Genomic DNA, 18,868 nt, shown 5'->3' with positions numbered 1-18,868 from the left:
TCCGGCTGGGTGCAGGAGGACGACCTCGCGTTCGCGGCATGCACCGGAATCGATCTTACTGCCCTCGGTGGCGGCTGAGCTCGACTCGCGCACCGCTTCAGCCGTCGTTAGGTCAATCAGCGCGGGGCGCGGCCTTTAACCGTTGTAAGCGGCGCCAGAGAGTCGGACTGCGCTGGTCGCCTGCGGCGCTGGCCGTACCGATGCTCCGCCGGCTACCACCCTCGCCAGCCACGAACAGAGACCACTGATCAACTGCTGAACGGCGCGCGTAACGCCAACGGGCCCGTCGTCGCCGCCCGTTCCAGGAGCCCGAGTTCCACGCCGGCATCATCGGCCCAATTCAGCGCCGCCGTGATGTCCTTCGACAGGAACTCGGACACCGCGCCGGCGAAACTCTGCGGTCCGCCCAGACGCCGCATGTGCTGAGCGGCCAAGCTACCACCGCTACACACTGCCAGCGCATCCAAGAGCACCTCGGGTCTGACGCCCAGACTCTCCCCACACTCAACGGCAGCCGCCACCATCTGAGCATTGGCGGCGAACAACACGTTGTTGATCAGCTTGATAGCCAACGCACTACCCAGCTCCCCCGTCGCCATGACGACTCGTGCGTAGGCGCCAATCACCGGACGTACACGCTCGACCGCTTCGGTGGTTCCACCGACAAGCACGGTAAGTTCGCCGCGTTCTATATCCTGTGCGGTTCCACTCACAGGCGCATCGCAGACCGCCACCGAATCCGCCGACCACTCCTGCAGCGTGCGCAGCGTTGCGGTCGTGCCAGTGGTATGCGAGACAACCACACACCCCGGCTTCGCGTTCGCCGCGATACCGTCCGGTCCGCTGCCCGCGTCGAGCAGTTGTGCGTCGGAAAACAAGCATGAGATCAGCACGTCGCTCGCGGCTGCCACTGGCGCGACCGACTCGGATACCACGGCGCCGGCCGACGCGAGCCGTTGGGCCGCCTCCGGCCGCCGAACGCAGACCTCGACGCGGTGACCGGCTCGCAGCAGTCGATGCACCATCGGCTCGCCGAGTTGCCCCGCGCCGATGAAGCCAATGGTGTTGCTCATGGACATACTTCACTCTCAACGACGTACTAAGCGGAGACTCCACCACGTCGCCCACCAGGATAACTTAGTCACGTCTGTCCCTGGCACCACGCCTGTCATCCCGTCGTTGCCATTTTGCGCACGCCGCTGGGACTCTGTTCGATCGCATGGCCGTCGGCCGGCAAGGTCCCGCTTCCGGGAGGTCAGGACGGACGTTGTACCGCCTGGAGGGTTGCGAGCTGGTCGGCGATCACGAATCGATCACCCAGCATGTGTTCCAGTGACCGCCACCGCCGGAGAAACAGGTGCGCGTCGCAGTCTTCGGTGAAGCCAAATCCCCCATGGTTCTGAATGTTGTCCGCGCAGTTGTCACCAGCGGCAGTGGACGCGATCAGCCGTGCGGCGAGGGCCTGGAATTCCGTGTCCGCGCCGCCTTCGTCAAGCACCAGGCCGGCGTAGGCAGTCTGTGCGAATGCTGCTTCGGTTCGCACGGCCATCTCGGCACACCGGTGCTTGACGGCTTGAAACGATCCGATGGGTTGATCGAACTGCTTGCGGCTCTTCGCATATTCGACGGACGCGGCTGTCGTGGCAGCGGCCACCCCACACATCGCCGCAGCCACCAACACGTGCGCTCGCTGCCGCAGTCCTGAGTTGTGCGCACGAACCAGCGGCTGGGCACCTGCGAGTGTGACGGTCGCCAGGCGGGTGGACTGATCCAGGGCGCCCACCCTGACAACGTCAGCACACGCCGCAGCCGGATACACCGACCACTGTATGCCTTCCGCGACCAGTAGCAGTCCATCACCAAGGTCACTGACGAGACAGCGCTCGTCGCCGTCAAAACAGTGTTCGGCGAGCGCGATACGGACATTGCCCTCTGCAACATCGGTCGCCAAATCTGGACGGGAGTCACTCAGCAGATGTGCGGCCAGAATCGTCGGGATCACAGGTCCGGGTACCAGGTGGCGGCCGATCTCTCTGACAACCAACAACTCCCCGACCACTCCGCCGTCGCTGCCACCGACCTCGGCAGGCAGACCGATTCCGAAACAACCGAGTTCGGCCAGCGCTCGCCAATTCTCGTCGTCCACCGAGTGCGGCCGTGCTGCCTGGGCTCGCACGGTCTGCATCGAGAATCGCCGGCGGCAGATGTCAGCGATGGTTGCGACGATCTGCTGCTGATCGGTATCGGGAAATAGGTCCATGCCGACCGGTCCTTTAGCGACTGCGCGGCAAGCCAAGAATCCGCTCGCCGATAATGTTGCGCTGAATGTCTTTGGTGCCCGCGGCAATCGATGCCCGGAAGCTATTGAGATAGCCAAAGATGGCTGCGTGCCCCTCACCGTCATCGACGGTGCAACGATGCCCCAGCACATCCATCGCCACCTCGTACACGCGGCGCAGTACCTGACTGTAGTAGAAACGAATCTGGGATCCCTCAGGGCCGGGGTTCTTCTGACGCGCGATCCGAGAAACGTTCATGTACGTCATCGCCCGCAGGGCTGCCACCTCGGCGCGCACGGTCGCCAGTCGCCGACGGATTTCGTCGTCGGCGATGGCCTGGGCCCTGCCGCCGGGTCCCCGGAGACGTTGCGCCATTTCGATGATGCGCTCAACTTGGTGAGCGAGCTCGATTTGATCGGCCATGAACGCGGTGCCACGCTCGAAGGACAATGTCGACATGGCCACCGACCAGCCATCGTTCAGTTCGCCGACCACATTCGTCAGCGGGATGCGGACGTCGTCGTAAAACACTTGGCAAAAGTGTTGCTCACCATGCATGGTTGTGATCGGGCGAATCTCGATGCCCGGCAAGCGCATATCACAGATCAGCCAAGAGATTCCCGCGTGCTTGGGCGCGTCGGGATCGCTGCGAACCAAGAGCTCCTGATAGTCGGCCACGTTGGCGTAGCTGGTCCATATCTTTTGCCCGTTGACCACGAGGTCGTCGCCGTCAATGACCGCGCGCGTCCTGAGGCTGGCCAGGTCGGAGCCAGCTTCCGGCTCAGAGAATCCCTGACACCAGATCACTTCGCCCGCAAGGATTTTCTGCAGATGCATCCGCTGCTGTTCGGCGTTCGCGCGCGCTATGAGCGTTGGTCCGGCGTGGTTGAGACCTACGAAACTGGTTCCTGACGGTGGTGCGCCGGCGCGGGCGTACTCCTCATACCAAATCATCTGCTCGACCAGCCCCAATCCCCGCCCACCGTAGTCGGTTGGCCAAGAGATTCCGGCCCAGCCATCGTCATACTGGCAGCGTTGCCACTCCAGATCGTATTCGCGGCATTCTTCGATCGAGTGTGGCCTGGGCTGCCGTGGGACATTTGCCCGCAACCAGGTCCGCACCTCGTCGCGGAAATCCATTTCCGTGCGTGACCACTTCAGGTCCATAGGTCTGCCGATCTCAAAACCGCTGAGCGCCGTCGATCCGAATCACTGTGCCGTTGAGGTAGTCATTGTCCGCGATAGACAGCGCCAGCCTGGCGTACTCGTCCGCGTGGCCCATTCGCTTCGGGTTGGGCACCAACGGCCCCCACTTTGCCTGCGCTTCGGCTTCGTCCATTCGGTACGCGGGAGTGAAAAACGTGCCTGGGGCGATCGTCATCACCCTGATCCCGACCGGCGCCAAATCTCTTGCGGCGGTGATCGTCATGCCGATCACCCCGCCTTTGGCTGCGGAATAATCCGACTGGCCAACCTGCCCCTCATAGCCGGCGATGCTGGCGGTGGCAATGATCACTCCGCGTTGACCGGAGTCCAGCGGATCGTTCGTAACCATCTGCTCGGCGGCCCGACCGAGCACAGTGAAGGTACCGGTGAGATAGATCTCGACAGTGCGGCGAAAGTCTTCGACCGGATAGGCGTGGCCGCCCTTATCGACGATGCGGGCCCTCGCCACTGGGCCGCCGTGCACGATGACGACCACGCGCAACGCACCCTTGGCGGCCGCTGCGGCGATCGCGGCGCGGACCGAGTCCTCGCTCGTGACATCGGTTCGGACGAATTGTATGGCGGCTCCCAACTCATCCGCCAAACTCATGCCGGCTTCCTCCGCCAAGTCAGCAATGACCACGTTCATTCCGGCGGCGGCGAGGCGGCGCACCGTAGCTGCTCCAAAGCCCCCCGCACCCCCGACCACGAGGGCCGATGCACCCAACAGTTCCATACACGCTGCCTCTCTAGACCTTTGCCCAGTTCTAAATCGACCAGTAGCCGTCAGCAGAGCAGCATTGACCTGCGCCGCCGAGGCCGTCAATCAACCTGGTTGGTTAACCGCTTCATCGTGCGCTGCTTCTGCTACTTGGCCGACAGGACGCGTTCGGCCATCTGCTGAAATCGTTCTGCCGTGATTAGTCCGCCCTGGATGCGTGCCGCCGATTCGAGCTCCGCATCGGCGGGCCAGCGTGCTTGCCGGAACAGCGCGGCATAGTGTCCGGCCACTGCCGAGCCCATCACTTTCGAGATTTGGTCAGCCCGCGTAAGCGCCGCAGTCAGGGCGTCCGGCTCACCTGGCTCACCTAATCCAGACGACACCGCCAGTTCCATGCCGACCTTCGTCTGATGCGCGGTCAGTGACCAAAACGCAGCCGGGGCCAGGCGAGCGAGGAAACCCACTCCCCCCGTCCCCGCGACGAGACCGGCCCGCGCCCAGCCCTGCATCAGGTAGCCCCTCGGACCGATGAATCGCATGTCACACGCCAGGGCCAAATCCATCCCCAAACCGATGGCTGGGCCGTCGATCGCCGCGATGGTCGGTACGGCGCACTCCCCCAAGGCGCGGATGACATTTTGCATCTTCGTATAGACGGTATCGCTGACGTGCTTGGCCGAACTGCTCGCTCCCAGTGCGGCGAAGTAGGGCAAGTCACCGCCGGAACAGAAGGCACCCTTGCCCGTAACGATGATCGCCGATAGGTCCTCATCTGTCGACTGAACGGATGCCCGGCGCAACTCCTTCTCGAGTTCTACCGCGTCGTCCGCATTGAGTGCGTTGCGCTTCTTCGGGAAATCGAGCGTGATGACGACGGTGTTTGCTCGTACGTCAACCTCGAACGCCATTACTGCACCTTCCCCGGCAGCACTATCGACCTGCGGCGCCGACACATAGTTTACTTAGTCAGATATTAGACCCGGCACCAGGAAAAGACAATGTCGCTGATCGCGCGTCTCATGCGGCTCGCGCCCTATCCCGTCGGCGTTCGCCCGATCCGGTTTGCCGGCGAACTCGCACTGTTATCCCGGACTTCCCGGCCGCCTACGTCCGAGCTGCAGACCTGCCGGCGGCGCGTAGAAGGCGCCATTCGGAGATCGGCCACACGTCCTGGTCTTCGCCGGCCATGCTCTGGCCGTCCAGGTCCCAATCCAGCAAGGTGCATGCGCAAACGTGGTTACTGATCGTCAGGAAGAGCCGACTCACTCCGCGGGCCTGGCCACTGATCCGATCGCCGTCCTCGGTTTCCACGTCCACCGTGATAGCTTCCACCCACCCTTCGACCGGGTGCCGTTCAACATGCCTAACGCCGTTGACAATTCGGGAGACCCGGTCCTTCTGACGAAGGTAGCCTGAATAAACGTGTTCCGCGCCGTCGCCAACGGGCGCGGTATAAGTGAGCAGGCTCGCCTCCGGGCCGGCAGCCCAGGTATAGCCGACACGGCGGTATCCCCGCTCGGTCCGCGGGCCCCAGGAGCGGTCTCGCATCGCGAAACAGTCGACCGCAATCGGCTCACCGTCGAGCGTTACCGTCCCAGTGAGGCGGCCGGTTTGGTCGAAATGGTGCGCCTTGGGATAAGGCGGTTCACCGGTTCGCAGTGGCACCGGCGGTTCGAGCGCCTCGAATCGAAACCGCGCTTCCATGCGCGCCCGGTCGTCGTAGGAGATGTCGTAGACCATCAATGGTTCGCGCATCTCGACGCGCATCCCGGTAGGAAAGCTCACCAGCTCCGGCCCACGCTCGTCCGGCAGCTTCAGGTGCGAAAAGTATTCGTAAAACGGCGAATCTATTGGATGTGCTGTGGAGTCATCCCACATCCACATGCCGCCCGCGGTGACCCCCGCGTTTTGGCGCACCGAGGCGTAGACCCAACCGCCGATAGCCCGTTCGGGCACGAAGAACGAATACCAAAACGTCTCCGTTTCATAGTGGCTGTGCCCAGGCGGATGTAGCGCGTCGTCATGGGGACCGAATTGGTGGTCGATAGTCATCACAGCTCCCGTCACGGCGCTACTTCATCTGGCAACGGATCGAACCGGCGCTCCGCCAACACTCCCATCGCTGGCCGCATCAACTCGTGCTGAAGATGGGCTCGAGTCCACAAGTAGGTGACAATGTCGGTGTTGGCCAGAGAGCCGGCGTCGATGGTGTCCGCGAGTTCGCGGCGACCCTCGCGGACTGTACGTGGGCGTCGACGCAGCACCTTTTGCAAGGCGTCTAGTTCTCGCCGCTGCACCGCTTCCCCATGACGATCCGCTTCGCGCAGGTATTTGACGATGCGGGCCAGGCCCTTTCCGCGCATCTCGACGAAAGGGTCGGGGATTCCGGGGACGACGATGTCCTTCAGTTGAGCCAGGACGACGTCATAGAGTTGTTGCCGTTCAGTGGGCTCAGCGTCAAACCCCTCGACCACAAGCCCTTTGAGGCCGTATTGTTCGGCGAGCGAATCGGCAAACAGAGTGTTGTGTAATACCTCGTAAATGAGCGCATTGCCGATCTCGCCGTGCAACTCGGCCTTCACCGTGCGGCGGAAACCCAGAATCACCACTTTGAATTCGGCGAACAGCCGGTAATACCGGACACGGTCGAGATCGATTACTGTGCCGGAGAATTTCTCGTAATCGGCGAGCCGGTCGGCGAAGCAGGTAAACGGCTCCTGCACCGCTCGCAGCGCCAGCCAGCCCAGGTCGGCCATCGGGTCGCCGAAATGGGCGAGTTCCCAGTCGAGTACGGCGGTGATGTGCCCATCGGCGTAGAGGAAGTTGCCGGGACCGGTGTCACCCTGGACGATGACCGGCTGGGTCTCCGCTTCTGGAACGTTCGCCTTCAGCCAGGCCAACCCGAACTCGATCGTCGGGTCCTTAGGAGGATCGCCGAACCGGTACAGCTCCTCCCAACGCGCTATGTCCGCCTCGACGCAGTCTCGCATCGAACGGCGCGGCTCGTCGAGCTTCACCCGTGCCGGATCGACGCGGTGCAGGGCGGCGAGCTTGCTCATGAATTCGCGCGCAATAGCCAACCGGGCACTGTCATCTTTGAGCCTGGAGAACCACGTCTCGCCATCAATACGGCTGCACAGCACCGCTTGTAGCTTGGGATGGCATGCGATGAGTCTGGGCACCGGCACGTCGGTACCTTGCAGTGCCGCGTAGAAGCGGGCTTCCCGGTTGAGCGTAAATGGATCCCCGGTGTGCGCGGGATTGGAGTTGTCAAATCGCAGGAAAAGCGGTTCGACGGCACCGTTGTCCCTCTCGACATCGACCAGCCACGCTTCGCGCCTGCCGCCGCCGGGGCGGCGCTGGGCGCGCACGTGCGTAGCCTCGCTGACCTCCTGCAACCAAGTCGTGATTTCAGGGGGAAGGCCATCCCGAGGTTCAGTGGTGACAGTCATCTCTCAGGCCACCCGGACGTCAACATCGACGCCGTCGATACGGCCGCTCGATTCCCCGCGCAGGAACCGATTCAGATCTGTCTCGGCCGTGCACAGGAACAGCGTGTTGCCGTCGGGACCGCCTAGCTCGACCCCGGTTGCCCATCGGCCCGGGGCGGCAATCACTTGGGTGACCTCGCCCCCTTCGCGTACCCTGACGAACTTTCCTTCCAGATAGCAACCGACCCACGCGGCACCGTCGGCATCCACGGCGAGCCCGTCGGGATGCATCCCTGGCAACTCCGCCCATGTTCGGCGCCCGATAAGCCGGCCATCGTCGGCGACGTTGAACGCCGTAATCCGTTCGGCGAAGGTTTCATTGACCAACAGGAGGTTGTCATTGGTCAAGACTGCACCGTTGGGAAACGCGAGGTCGTCGGCTGCGCGGCTGACCTGCCCGCTCGGCGAGACACAGACAATCCCGCCGCTGGGAGGTGCCCCCTCCAAGTCAGCAGTCACTACGCCGATCGCACCAACATAGGCGGTGCCATCCCGGGCCACCACCATGTCGTCGCAGTGCCCGGATGCTGCATCACCGAGCTCTGCGTAGACCTCGGCTCGCCCATCGCGGACAGCGTACACACGCGCTGAGGACGTTCCCACAACCAACGGCGTGCCGTCCGGCAAAAAGCCAATGCCGCCGGGCATTTCATCAAACCGCGTAACGGTACGGACCATTCCCCCCGGGCGAGCTCTACACAACCGCTTGCCGACCATATCCGAAAACCACAGCTGTCCCGCTCGCCAGCGCGGTGCTTCCGGGAACGACAGGTTCTCGAAAAGGGGCGTGTCAGGCAGCTTCATGTCCTGCAATCGCGGGCGACATGATGAGCAACTCGCCGATCATCGATTCCAGCGAAGCGGAAGTCGGTCGAGGCTGTACACACCTCCGGTATGTTCTACCACCGCGTCCTCATCAGCGACCTCGTAGTCGGGGATGAGCCGATGCCATTCCTCCAAAACGACGGCCATTTCCTGACGGGCCAAATGGGACCCGAGGCAGCGATGCGGCCCCGCGCCAAAGCTGATATGCCGCGGTCGGGGCGAGTCGAAATCCACCGTAGCGCCGCGCTGATGCTCTTTCGGGTCCCGGTTCGCCATGCCCAACGGAAAAGCGACCATCTCGCCCTTCTTGATCGGACAACCGTGGAAATCGATGTCTTGAGTGGCCTTTCGAGCCGTCTGCACAATCGGATATGCGCGAACCAGTTCCTCGACCGCCAGTGGAACCAGCGACGGGTCAGTCACAATCTTGTGCCGGTCCTCCGGATGAGTGGCCAGATGGTAGAAGGCATACGACAGCTGCCCGGCAACCGTGTCCAGGCCAGCCATGAACAGCAGCAGCATGCACGACAACAGGTCCTCATCCGACGGCGATGCGCCGTCGATCTTCCAATCGATCGCGTGGCTGACGATGTCGTCACCTCGGCTGTTCGGGTCCTCGCGCTTCTGCCTGATCAGCTCACCGAAGTAGCCCATCACCTCCATCATCGCGCCCACCGCCACCGAACGGTCGGGATCGCTTTCCCGGGTAGAGTGCAGAATCTTTGCCTCCCACACCAGGAAGTCGTCCAGCTTGTCGATAGGCAGCCCCAAGATCTGTAAGAAAATCGTCGTTGGAAACACCGCGGCGAACTCGGCGTAAAAATCGCACTGCCCGGCGCCACGGAACCTTTCGATCAGTTCAACGGCGAATGCACGCTGCTCAGATTCCAGGCTTGTGATCCGCCCGGGCGAGAAATACAGCCCGAGCACATGGCGCCACTTGGTATGGTCCGGCGGATCCAGCATGATCGGGATCCACTTGTACGGCGGATCGGGTTCAATTGGGACCATTACTGCATTCGAGAACAGCTCCGGGTGCTGCAGCCCATCGAGGATCACATCGTGATCCGTGAACACCCAGTACCCCCCGGCTTCATCGGCCCGCAAAAAGGGCCGGTTCTCCGCTTGGATGCGATCCAGTCGTCTGAAGTTGGAGCAAGCAGGATCGCCGCCACGAACGAACTCATACCGCAGTTCGGCGCTCGTTAGACCGCTCATCGCAGAGTCAACCCCGATCCTTCGCTGAGTCGTCGCCATCGGTCGACACGACGGGCTGCCGCACTTCTGGCAGTGGGATTCTCACTGTCAAGGAGAACATCTGCTCCGCAAAATAGTCAAGCATACTTCGCTAAATTGGGACGATTCCGACGTCACATGAGCAGGCAGACAGCCGATACTCGCAAAGTGGCCTTTGTCAAGTCGGCAAACGATCCGTCGCCTGGTTGGCTTCGGCGAGCAACTTCGCGAGTTGGTCGAACTTGCGTTGGCCTAGGACGGCGGCAAGTTCAGAGTCGATGGTCTTGGCGATCGAGCGAGCCGCGTCAAGCATCTCGAGCCCCTTGCGGGTGTAGAACACTTTCTTGGCTCGACCGTCAGCCGGATCCGAGCGGCGTTCAACAAATCCGAGCTGTTCGAGCTCGGTGACCAGCTGCCCAACGGCGGTACTCGAGATCCCTTCGGCGCGAGCAATATCCACGATTCTGCTGCCATCGAGACCGAGATGAATGAAAACTCGATTGTGTACCGGCCGCAGGCTCTCGTACCCGAGCGCACGAGTACGTTGAATATTTGTCGCGGCCATCCATTCGCCGAAGTCGATAGCGTGGCGCTGAAGCGAGTCGGTGACAAACCTTGCGATATCACGGTAAGCCGCCACGGAAGTCCCGCACGACTGTGAGCTGCCATTACCAGGTCGACGACGCATCACAGCAGACTAACGCCACCGCGTCGACAACGACTGTAGAGTGCCAAGGTCGCAACGAATGGTTTCAAGCTCGTCGCGGGAAATGCTGCGGCGGGCAGAATCCGCGACCTGCTGCTCGACGAGTGTGTTTACACCGCGGCGCTGGCGAGGGAAGAAGAAAACACCCGCCAGATGGCGCGCCATGCCGAACCAACACATAGCCCACGCTGTCGCGAACCAGGCCGACCATCGGGCCCATCTGTCGACATCATTGGAAATGAGTCTTGCGTAAATCGGCCTTGCGCACCTTACCCAGGGCGGTGCGTGGGAGGGAGTCGACGACAACCAGAAGTTCGGGCGTCTTTTGTCTCGCCAAACCCGACTCGGCGAAGTGGCGCTTCAGCTCGGGGAGGTCGAGCGCACCGCCGGTTTTGAGAACGACGACGGCCGCGACCACTTCACCGTATCGCGGATCGGGTGCGGCCACCGCCGCCGCCTCCGCAACCGCGGGATGTGTATGCAGCACATCCTCGATTTGGCCGCACGAGATTGTCTCGCCGCCGCGGATGATGACATCTTTGATGCGGTCGGTGATAGTGAGCCGGCCCTGCGCGTCGAGATGGCCGAGATCGCCTGTGCGAAACCAGCCGTCGCGAGTAAATGCGGCCACGTTGAGAGCGGGATCGCGATATCCAACGAATTGGTCGGGCCCCTGGACGATCACCTCGCCGTCGACGCCGGACGGCCGATCGATGCCGGCGGGGTCAACCACCCGCACGGCGCAGCCACGCATCGGTGCCCCGTCGGTTCCCACCCGTAGCTCAAGCGGATCGTCGGCTCGGGCAGCGGTGACCGTCGGATGCTCGGTTATTCCATAGCACCGGAACGCGGTGATGCCGGCCGCCGCAGCGTGTCGGCCGAGCTCGTCAGTGACCAGTGCGGCGCCGGTAAGAAATTGGCGTAGCGTCGCCAGCTTCACTGTCACGTCCTGCACCTGCAGCAGTCCATAAAGGTGAAACGGTGCCCCCGAAGTGGCGGTCACCGAAAATTTGGCGACCAGGTTCGCAACAAGCTCGGGATCCCAGTGGTCCAGGAATACCGAGCGGGTTCCCGAGATCAGCGGCCTGAGCATCGAGTTCAATCCCGCGACGTGGCCGGGCGGGAACGTCACCAATTGCACATCGTCGCTGCCTCCCCCAAGGAGGCCGGGTAGCGTGGCCTGTTCGGCAAGGAATGAATTGTGGCTGTGCTGAACTCCTTTGGGAACCGACACCGTCCCGGAGGTGTACAACAGCATGCACACCTCGTCCGCCCGTACCGTGGGGGCGACATAGTCTTGTGCCTCGGCAGTCATTTCTTGCCAACTGAGATAACCCGCCCCGGGCTGTGCTGCATCAACGACCACGATGTGGTCCAGCGCGGACAGCTTGGAATAAGCCGCCACTCGGTCGACATGTGAGGTCGACCGGAACGTGGCGGGAATGACGAGCAGTCTTGATTGCGACTCCGAGAGGATGAACTGAACTTCCTTGGGCCCGTAGATGTGGACAATCGGGACGAGTACCGCGCCACAGAGCAGCACCGCCTGATATGCGACCGCGCACTCGAGTCGATTGGTCAGTTGAACAGCGACCGCGTCACCGGGGCCGATACCCAGTCGCTGCATGCCGGCGGCCACTGATCTGGCGGCGCAGTGAATCTCGCCGACCGTCGCAGTGGTCTCAACCCCTTCCGCCACGAAAACCACCGGAACCTGCTTGTGTTCGTCCGCGGCGCGCGCGAAAGCGTCGATACACGTTCGAGACGAGTACCAGCCCTGCGAATACCACTTGTCTCGCAAGGCGGCACGGTAAAAATCAGTATCTTCGGCCATCAAGAAGGCTCTCCGCTTGTTCCCGACTCCGCGTCTAACGCCCCCGTCTGGTCCGGTCGCGCTGAGCGACAAAGCAAATGCGGCTCAGTGGGCCAAAGCCGCTCAGTCCCCGTCATCTGCTTGGCCAGCACCTCCGTCGGTTTAACGGTGCCATTTTCATCATGTTCCCGGTGCGCGCTCGATGACAGCACCGTCGGGGTCAGCGTCCGACAAAACTCGGCTCACGGCGGTCACGTGTTCCGCGGATTGTTCCGAGGCACCGGCAAATACAGCTTTTTTCGCTCCGGGTCGGTGAACTTCGGCGTCTGGTCCAGCCCGGTGCTGATCGGGAAGGTGGGTTCAATCTGGCTGTGCCAGCGTGTGTGGGGACCGTATGCGGGGTCGAGAAACAGCGGGTTGTCGTCGCCGATCCCGAATGCGAAGTGAGAGATCGCATCGGCCGAAATCACCGTGTTCCAGGGTTGCTCTTTTTTGTTGACGGCGACGCCGATCTGTGCCCTTGCCCGTTCGATGTCCTCGTCGGTGATGCGACCCTCCAAGGCGGCCGCGTCTTTGGCTTCAGCGGTAGTCATTGGGTGGCAGCCTCCTTCATTCAGTGAGCGGCGTAGGGGGTGTGTTAACCCGCTCAGCCGGCTGTGCCGCGGATCCTGTGCGTAGTTCTTCAAGCATGGCAATCAGGCGTCGCCGATCGACTTTGAGCGCCGCGCCGCGCGGCAATGCGTCGACGATGTAGACCTCGGCCGGCACCTCGTAAGGCGTCAGCGATGACCGGCAATGTGCCCGCAACTCCTCCGGCATCACCGATGCGCCCGGCCTCAATTCGACAGCGGCCACGGGCGTCTTACCCAGCCGCGAGTCAGCGAGCCCAGCGACGGCGGCGTCGTGGACTGCGGTGTGCGAGCGAAGAGCCCGCACTACGGTGTCCGGTGCGACCTTGAACCCGCCCCGCACGATGACGTCGTCTGCGCGGCCGTCGATGTAGAGGTAGCCGTCCTCGTCCAGGTGCCCGAGGTCACTGGTGGTCACCCACTGGTTGGCAGCACCGCCGGACTGCCGCGATGCCACCTGCAGTCTGCCCGTCTGCCCCACCGGCACCACATTGCCCTCTTCGTCGATGACCTGAAAGCGCACCCCAGGAAACGCTCTGCCGACGCTGCCTTTCTTGTCAGCCCAGTGAGCGCGGAAATCCTTAAGCGTCCACCCCGCAACGGCTCCCGAAAATTCCGTCGCACCGTACACAATGAGCACGGGGATACCGAACTTCTCGTAGAACGCGTCCACGAGCGCCGGTTCCACCGGGCTCGTACCGGCATTCACCGCCCGAACGCTGCCGAGTTCTTCGCGAGTGATATCGGAGTCGAGAACCGAGCGGAGGGCCGGCGGCGGCAGTGACACCAAGACGGGCCGGTGCTCGGCGATTGCGGCACGCCAAGCGGGCAGCGTGAAGCGCTCGAGTAGGACGAATGGGCGCGCGGTGACCAGGTTCTGCAGTAGTCCCCACAGACCTCCGATGTGCACAATCGGCAGAACCACCAGACCGACTCTTCCGGTCAATGGCGTGCCTTTACCGGCTTCGGGCCGATTGTTGTGCCGGAGCGCGGCAGACAGAGATGCCTCCAATTGAGCGCGGCCCAGCGGGATGCGTTTGGGAGGACCAGTGGTTCCCGAGGTCAACATCTCGACGGCCACCGTCGGATCACCCGGGGGCGGATCGCCAGCCGACTCGCGCCGCTGGACGAGCTGCCCCTCGTCCAGACTCCAAGCCGCCGCCCCCAAGTCGCTCACCGCCTTGGTGAAGACGTCGTCCGCCCATAGTGCGCCGGGCGCTAACACGAAAGCGGCTTTGGTGACCACTAGGTCGGCACTGAGCCGCTCCGCCGGCTGCAATGGGCTGATGGTCACCAAGGTGCGCTCGCCGCACAGGATCGCGATGAGGGCGGCGACAGACTCCATCCGATTGCTCAAGACGACTGCTACCCGGCCCCCCGCCCCGCATCCGGCGGCGCTTAACTGCTTGTCGAGCTGCTCGGCCAGGGTCCGGACTCGGCCCCATGTAATCCAGAGGCCGTTCTGCTGGAGCATGTTGGCGCTACCGTCGGCTTGCCATAAACGTCCCAGCGCATCGCGGATGCCCGTCATGCCCACTTCCTGAATCATCGAACCGCTAGGCCGGCGATGATGTCTTGCAACATCGACGTAGTTTACTAGGTCAGCGTACTCGAACGACGGTGATTGATGAAACTGGATCAACCGACGAGCGAGAACAGGACAGAGAATGGCTTATCCGTGGAACGCGCGCTCCGAGCTGGCGTTAGCCGCGCACGCGTTCTGCTCAGGTGAGTTCAGGCTCAGCCCGCAGCACGGCGGCAGCGCGGTCGCGCAATGACTCGGGGTGCCCCACGGCCAGGGTGTTCGCGAGCACGGCGCAGCAACAGATCCGCCGGATGTTTCCAGGTGAACCCGATTCCACCATGGATCTGAATCGATCGTTCTGCAGCGAATATCCCCGCATCGAACGCTGCGGCCGACGCCAGCATTTAGCCCCCTTCGCTCAGTGGGCCTGCCTCGGCCGCCGCGAACACCTGACTGCGCGCGCCTTCCAACGCAACCAGCATGTCGGCGCATCGATGCGAAACGGTCAGAAAACTCCCAATCGCCGACCAAACTGCTCGCGCTCCGTGGCGATGTGACGCAGGGGCCGTAACCCGGCCATACCGTCGCCGCTGGAGAGGTGATGGATCCTGAGGCCACGCGATCCAAGAAATGATTGACCCTCATTTCCTGCAGTCTTATGCCGGCTCGGTGCACCCTGGGATGCCGACTGCGCGTGTAGTGCATTAACGGCGACCCGCGCTATCCGCGCTGATAGAGCCTGTCGATGACCCGCTCTGTGTCTGCGTGACCAGCCTCTTCGAGCCCGGGAAGTGAGTCCCGGCCGCTCGTCGAGCACTAAGTCATTGGCGAAGATCTGGATTCACCGCTGGCGAGTGGCCGTCGATAATTGGAATGGGCCCGACCCAGCGGCCGCGGCTTTGTGCGCTTCGAGCAAGACCACCGTCCCACCGGTCTGAGAGAGATAACTCAGTTACTTTCGATTGTGCCAAGATAGAGGCATTAACACCTTCTCGGTATTCAATCGTATAGGCTGCTAACTGGATCATGCTGGCGGTGCTGCATCGTCAATTGCGGTGGCTCCCTTGGCAGAACTAGATTTTGGGAGGTTTGGTAGTGGCACCACTTCCGGCGCTCGCCCCGATGGCGACTGCGAAGCCTTCGGCGCCTGGTATGCAGGGCGTACGGTCACCGAAGACAGCGGAGCTGGTCGCAGGGACGCTGCGGCGGATGATCGTAGACGGCCAGCTGACAGATGGTGACTTCCTGCCAAACGAGGCCGAGCTGATGAACCACTTCGGCGTGAGTCGGCCCACGTTACGGGAAGCAGTGCGTGTGCTGGAGTCCGAAAGGCTCGTCGAGGTTCGCCGTGGCTCGCGGACCGGTGCCCGAGTGCGGGTGCCGGGGCCCGAAATCGTGGCACGGCCGGCCGGCCTGCTACTAGAATTATCGGGGGCAACGATCGCCGACGTCTTGGTGGCACGTTCCTCGATTGAGCCGCTAGCTGCTCGTTTACTCGCGACTAAAGGAAAAACCAAAGCATTCGATGAGCTTGAGCAAATCCTGGTCGAGGAAATCCCAACATCATTGGAGGCGCCACGATTCGCCGCGGCCACCGCAAAGTTTCACCTCCGGTTGGTTGAGCTGTCGGGAAACGCGACGCTCAGCATGATCGCGGGGATGCTCCATGAAATCACCGAGCGGCACACTGCGGTGGCCATCGCGCGTAAGCGCAGCGTGCCGAAGGCAGATTACGACAAGCTTGTCCGGTCGTACCGCCGCCTCATCAAACTATTGCGTGCACGCGACGGCGACGAGGCGGAGGCTCATTGGCGTCGCCACATGGACAATTCGCGCACGATTATGTTGCGAGGGCTGGGCTCGATCAAAGTCCGCGACGTTATGGATTGAGCTGCCGCCTCCGGCTGCCTACAAGTACAACGGAGACGCAGGGCAGCGAAGGAGCAATGATGGCGGAAGGTGCAGACGCCGAATCCACGGTGCCCGATGACAGGTCCACCGAACCCGACGAGACCAAGCCCGAGGCCGCAGCCACGCAGAGACCGAAAAACGGTGTGCGGTGGGCGCTGATCGTCAGTGCGTGCACCGTCGTGGCGTTGTCGGGACTGCTTAGCTGGTTCGGCTACTCCTTGCTGCAGGCCCATCGAGCCGAGCAGCAGCAGGAATTGTTCTTGCGGACTGGCCGGCAGGGTGCATTGGATTTGACCACCATCAACTACGCCGAAGTCGACGCCGACGTGCGACGCATTCTGGATGGGTCAATTGGCACTTTTCATGACAATTTCCAGCAGCGATCGCAACCGTACATCGATGCCGTCAAGCGCGGTCAGTCCAAGACACAGGGAGTCATCGTCGAAGCAGGACTGCAGTCGGTCACTCGTGATTCCGCTCGCGTCTTGGTGGTGGTAACCGTCAAAACATCGAACGCCGGTGTCGACGAACCACATCCACACAGCTACCGGATGCGCATCGATGTGCAGAAAGTGACCGGCGGAGCAAAAGTGTCCAACGTGGAGTTCATTCCTTGATCCGGCGCCATGCGTCGGCGTCATTCCTATTCGGAAATCACCCGCTGGGCGATACGATTCAACGATGAACCGGTTGCTCGCCGTTCTTTCGTCCGCTCTGGTGAGCGTAGGCGTTTGCCCGCCGGGCCACGCGAACGCCGCGCCGACGGACGCCGAGGGGCAATGCTCGTTCGTGCTCGAGACGCCGAAAGTTGTGCAGGTTTCTGGTGTGGACTTTGTGATGGCAACGGCGCATCCGGGGCCATGCACGCTCGAGATCTCACCCAACCGCACGACGGTTTGCGTGTCCATCGAGGGCGACGATTCGCAGGGAGAATGCCGCAGCGCCAACGGCCCCCGTACAGCGGTGGTGTACTACACCTACCGACCGGGCGCGACGTATGTGATCAAAGGTCGAGGATGCGCCAACGGGTTCACTCCGCCGTACACCACGTGCCAGGACATCGCGCCCTCCCGCTTCACACTGTAGGGCGGAGGATCCGGACCTCAGTTACCAACCGCTATATCGGGTCGAACGCCGAGACCAGCCACCGTCCGTTTATCTTGTCGAGGGTCACGCGCACACTGGACGCTGTGTCGGTGGGCGCCTCGTTGCCGACGATGGTGCTCTGATCGACGAAGAGCAGGGCCGTCGCGTGTGCAGGAGTCGCCTTCACGGAGGCCGCGGCGGCCACGGTGGCAGCCGCCGAGATGCGCTTCTCCTTCGCGCCGGGAATCACCACGTCGTGAGTCAATTTCGTGTACGACTCTTTGAAAGTTCCGGTCAACCGGTCTCGGGCAGCGTCCAAGTCCTTTTCGACCGAGTCTGGCTTGTAGGAAAGTAACGCGATAGTGGAATCCCTTGCTGCAGCTACGGATTCGATGCGCGCGATCTGTGAATTTCGCACCGACCAGTCCTGCCACTTCAAGAAGGCCGCGCCGAGCGCCATCAGCAGCGCGAGCCCCGGCAGCACACCGTATGCCACCACCTGCGACACACCAAACCGGCGCCTCCCCGCGGCCGGGCTCTCGGACCCTTCGTCGGCCTCGGAATCCTCGGGTGACGCCGGCTGCGCAGCCTCGGTTTCGCCGCCATCGTGATCCTCTGCGGCGGTTTCGTTCTCGCCGTCGGCGGCGTGGGCCGTCTCCACGCGGGCCGATGATTCGTCTTGCCCGGTCGCAGTATCGGATTCCGTTGCCGCCGTGTCGGTTTCCGCTTCCGGCTCGTTGGAACCCTTTGGTGCGCTGCGGCCAAACAGCTTATTCATGGCACGAACTCCACGTTAGAGACCTTCACTTCGTCGCCGGTTTTGTGCACCGAGATCCGCATCCGCCAGGCCCGCGGGCGCTGATCGGTTGCACCGAGATTCGAAGTCTGGACGGACACGGCTACCAACACCTGGGCGTCGTCGCCCGACTCGGACTCCAGACCGGCTTCGGTGATTGTCCCCACCGATTTCGACTGCGCCTTCTTCACCACGCCGACGAAGGGCTCCTGGCGCTTGGACATGTCGTCGTAGAACTTGCCCGTCGCGGAGTCCAGGATGCGCTGTACGTCCGTGTCAGCCCGCTGCCAGTCGATCGTCGTCAGGTTCAGCGCGCCCTGCCGCCCTACCTGAAGGAACAACGCCCGCTGTTCTTGGGCCTGGTGCGACTGATAGGCCCGGAATCCCAGCCACCCGACCAGTGCCGCCAGAGCGACACAGATGACCAGCCCCGCCGTGATCACCAGCCGCAGCCGCGAATTTCGTTGCTCGGCCAGCGCAGCAGCGGCGGGTGACGGCGGCGCCGACGAAACAGAGGACCCGGAGGAGGTCGCCACCGGCGACCCGGCCGAGGAAGGTTCCCCGGTGGCTGCGCTGGCCGAGCAACGAAATTCGCGGCTGCGGCTGGTGATCACGGCGGGGCTGGTCATCTGTGTCGCTCTGGC

Annotated in this window: 17 protein-coding genes and 1 pseudogene; 3 read left to right on the top strand and 15 right to left on the bottom strand. The window is 62.7% G+C overall.

What is annotated here, in order from left to right:
• Window positions 1-248: 248 nt before the first annotated feature.
• The 13 genes and pseudogenes from A5695_RS06960 to A5695_RS06900 form a co-directional block, all read right to left on the bottom strand.
• Complete coding sequence (locus A5695_RS06960; RefSeq protein ID WP_068079410.1) at window positions 249-1,073, bottom strand: NAD(P)-dependent oxidoreductase; 825 nt, start codon at window positions 1,071-1,073, stop codon at window positions 249-251.
• Window positions 1,074-1,255: 182 nt separating this feature from the next.
• Entirely contained in the window at window positions 1,256-2,260 is a 1,005-nt protein-coding gene (locus A5695_RS06955) for an acyl-CoA dehydrogenase family protein (RefSeq protein ID WP_068079409.1), read from the bottom strand.
• A 13-nt stretch (window positions 2,261-2,273) separates the two neighbouring features.
• Window positions 2,274-3,446 carry an acyl-CoA dehydrogenase family protein gene (locus A5695_RS06950; RefSeq protein WP_068079407.1) on the bottom strand — a complete coding sequence of 391 codons (1,173 nt, stop codon included), beginning with the start codon at window positions 3,444-3,446 and terminating at the stop codon, window positions 2,274-2,276.
• Between the two features lie 13 nt (window positions 3,447-3,459).
• Window positions 3,460-4,221: an SDR family NAD(P)-dependent oxidoreductase gene (locus tag A5695_RS06945; RefSeq protein ID WP_068079405.1), complete on the bottom strand. Its 762-nt coding sequence runs from the start codon at window positions 4,219-4,221 to the stop codon at window positions 3,460-3,462.
• A 131-nt stretch (window positions 4,222-4,352) separates the two neighbouring features.
• Window positions 4,353-5,114, bottom strand: a complete 762-nt coding sequence (locus A5695_RS06940; RefSeq protein WP_068079403.1) for an enoyl-CoA hydratase/isomerase family protein — start codon at window positions 5,112-5,114, stop codon at window positions 4,353-4,355.
• Between the two features lie 196 nt (window positions 5,115-5,310).
• Window positions 5,311-6,090, bottom strand: coding sequence for a hypothetical protein (locus tag A5695_RS06935; protein ID WP_231974744.1), 780 nt, complete (start codon window positions 6,088-6,090; stop codon window positions 5,311-5,313).
• A gap of 179 nt (window positions 6,091-6,269) precedes the next feature.
• Window positions 6,270-7,577: a phosphotransferase family protein gene (locus tag A5695_RS06930; RefSeq protein WP_197515381.1), complete on the bottom strand. Its 1,308-nt coding sequence runs from the start codon at window positions 7,575-7,577 to the stop codon at window positions 6,270-6,272.
• Between the two features lie 84 nt (window positions 7,578-7,661).
• Window positions 7,662-8,501: an SMP-30/gluconolactonase/LRE family protein gene (locus A5695_RS06925; RefSeq protein WP_068079415.1), complete on the bottom strand. Its 840-nt coding sequence runs from the start codon at window positions 8,499-8,501 to the stop codon at window positions 7,662-7,664.
• Between the two features lie 39 nt (window positions 8,502-8,540).
• Window positions 8,541-9,740: a cytochrome P450 gene (locus A5695_RS06920; RefSeq protein ID WP_156749497.1), complete on the bottom strand. Its 1,200-nt coding sequence runs from the start codon at window positions 9,738-9,740 to the stop codon at window positions 8,541-8,543.
• A gap of 196 nt (window positions 9,741-9,936) precedes the next feature.
• Window positions 9,937-10,398 carry a MarR family winged helix-turn-helix transcriptional regulator gene (locus A5695_RS06915; RefSeq protein WP_231974743.1) on the bottom strand — a complete coding sequence of 154 codons (462 nt, stop codon included), beginning with the start codon at window positions 10,396-10,398 and terminating at the stop codon, window positions 9,937-9,939.
• A gap of 295 nt (window positions 10,399-10,693) precedes the next feature.
• Entirely contained in the window at window positions 10,694-12,265 is a 1,572-nt protein-coding gene (locus A5695_RS06910; RefSeq protein WP_231974742.1) for a class I adenylate-forming enzyme family protein, read from the bottom strand.
• 299 nt (window positions 12,266-12,564) lie between these two features.
• Window positions 12,565-12,870, bottom strand: a pseudogene (locus A5695_RS06905) (MaoC family dehydratase N-terminal domain-containing protein); the annotation flags it as partial.
• 16 nt (window positions 12,871-12,886) lie between these two features.
• Window positions 12,887-14,437: a class I adenylate-forming enzyme family protein gene (locus A5695_RS06900; protein WP_068079412.1), complete on the bottom strand. Its 1,551-nt coding sequence runs from the start codon at window positions 14,435-14,437 to the stop codon at window positions 12,887-12,889.
• 1,116 nt (window positions 14,438-15,553) lie between these two features.
• Between A5695_RS06900 and A5695_RS06895 the strand changes: the two genes are divergently transcribed.
• From A5695_RS06895 to A5695_RS06885, 3 genes are all read left to right on the top strand, one after another.
• A complete protein-coding gene (locus A5695_RS06895; RefSeq protein WP_068079396.1) occupies window positions 15,554-16,321 on the top strand; it encodes a FadR/GntR family transcriptional regulator in 768 nt (255 codons plus the stop codon).
• A 59-nt stretch (window positions 16,322-16,380) separates the two neighbouring features.
• The gene (locus A5695_RS06890) at window positions 16,381-16,959 is read left to right on the top strand and encodes a hypothetical protein (protein WP_156749495.1); all 579 of its coding nucleotides are present in this window, start codon (window positions 16,381-16,383) and stop codon (window positions 16,957-16,959) included.
• A gap of 64 nt (window positions 16,960-17,023) precedes the next feature.
• Window positions 17,024-17,428: a hypothetical protein gene (locus A5695_RS06885; protein WP_068079393.1), complete on the top strand. Its 405-nt coding sequence runs from the start codon at window positions 17,024-17,026 to the stop codon at window positions 17,426-17,428.
• A 31-nt stretch (window positions 17,429-17,459) separates the two neighbouring features.
• Here A5695_RS06885 and A5695_RS06880 read toward each other — a convergent pair whose 3' ends face one another.
• Window positions 17,460-18,206 carry a hypothetical protein gene (locus A5695_RS06880; protein WP_068079391.1) on the bottom strand — a complete coding sequence of 249 codons (747 nt, stop codon included), beginning with the start codon at window positions 18,204-18,206 and terminating at the stop codon, window positions 17,460-17,462.
• Complete coding sequence (locus A5695_RS06875; RefSeq protein WP_369830162.1) at window positions 18,203-18,853, bottom strand: hypothetical protein; 651 nt, start codon at window positions 18,851-18,853, stop codon at window positions 18,203-18,205. Before A5695_RS06875 ends, A5695_RS06880 begins: the two co-directional genes overlap by 4 nt.
• Window positions 18,854-18,868 lie beyond the last annotated feature (15 nt).

Source organism: Mycobacterium sp. E1747 (assembly GCF_001667775.1).
GTDB lineage: Bacteria > Actinomycetota > Actinomycetes > Mycobacteriales > Mycobacteriaceae > Mycobacterium.
Note: the sequence above shows the minus strand (reverse complement) of the source record. Positions and strands in the feature narration are given on the sequence as shown.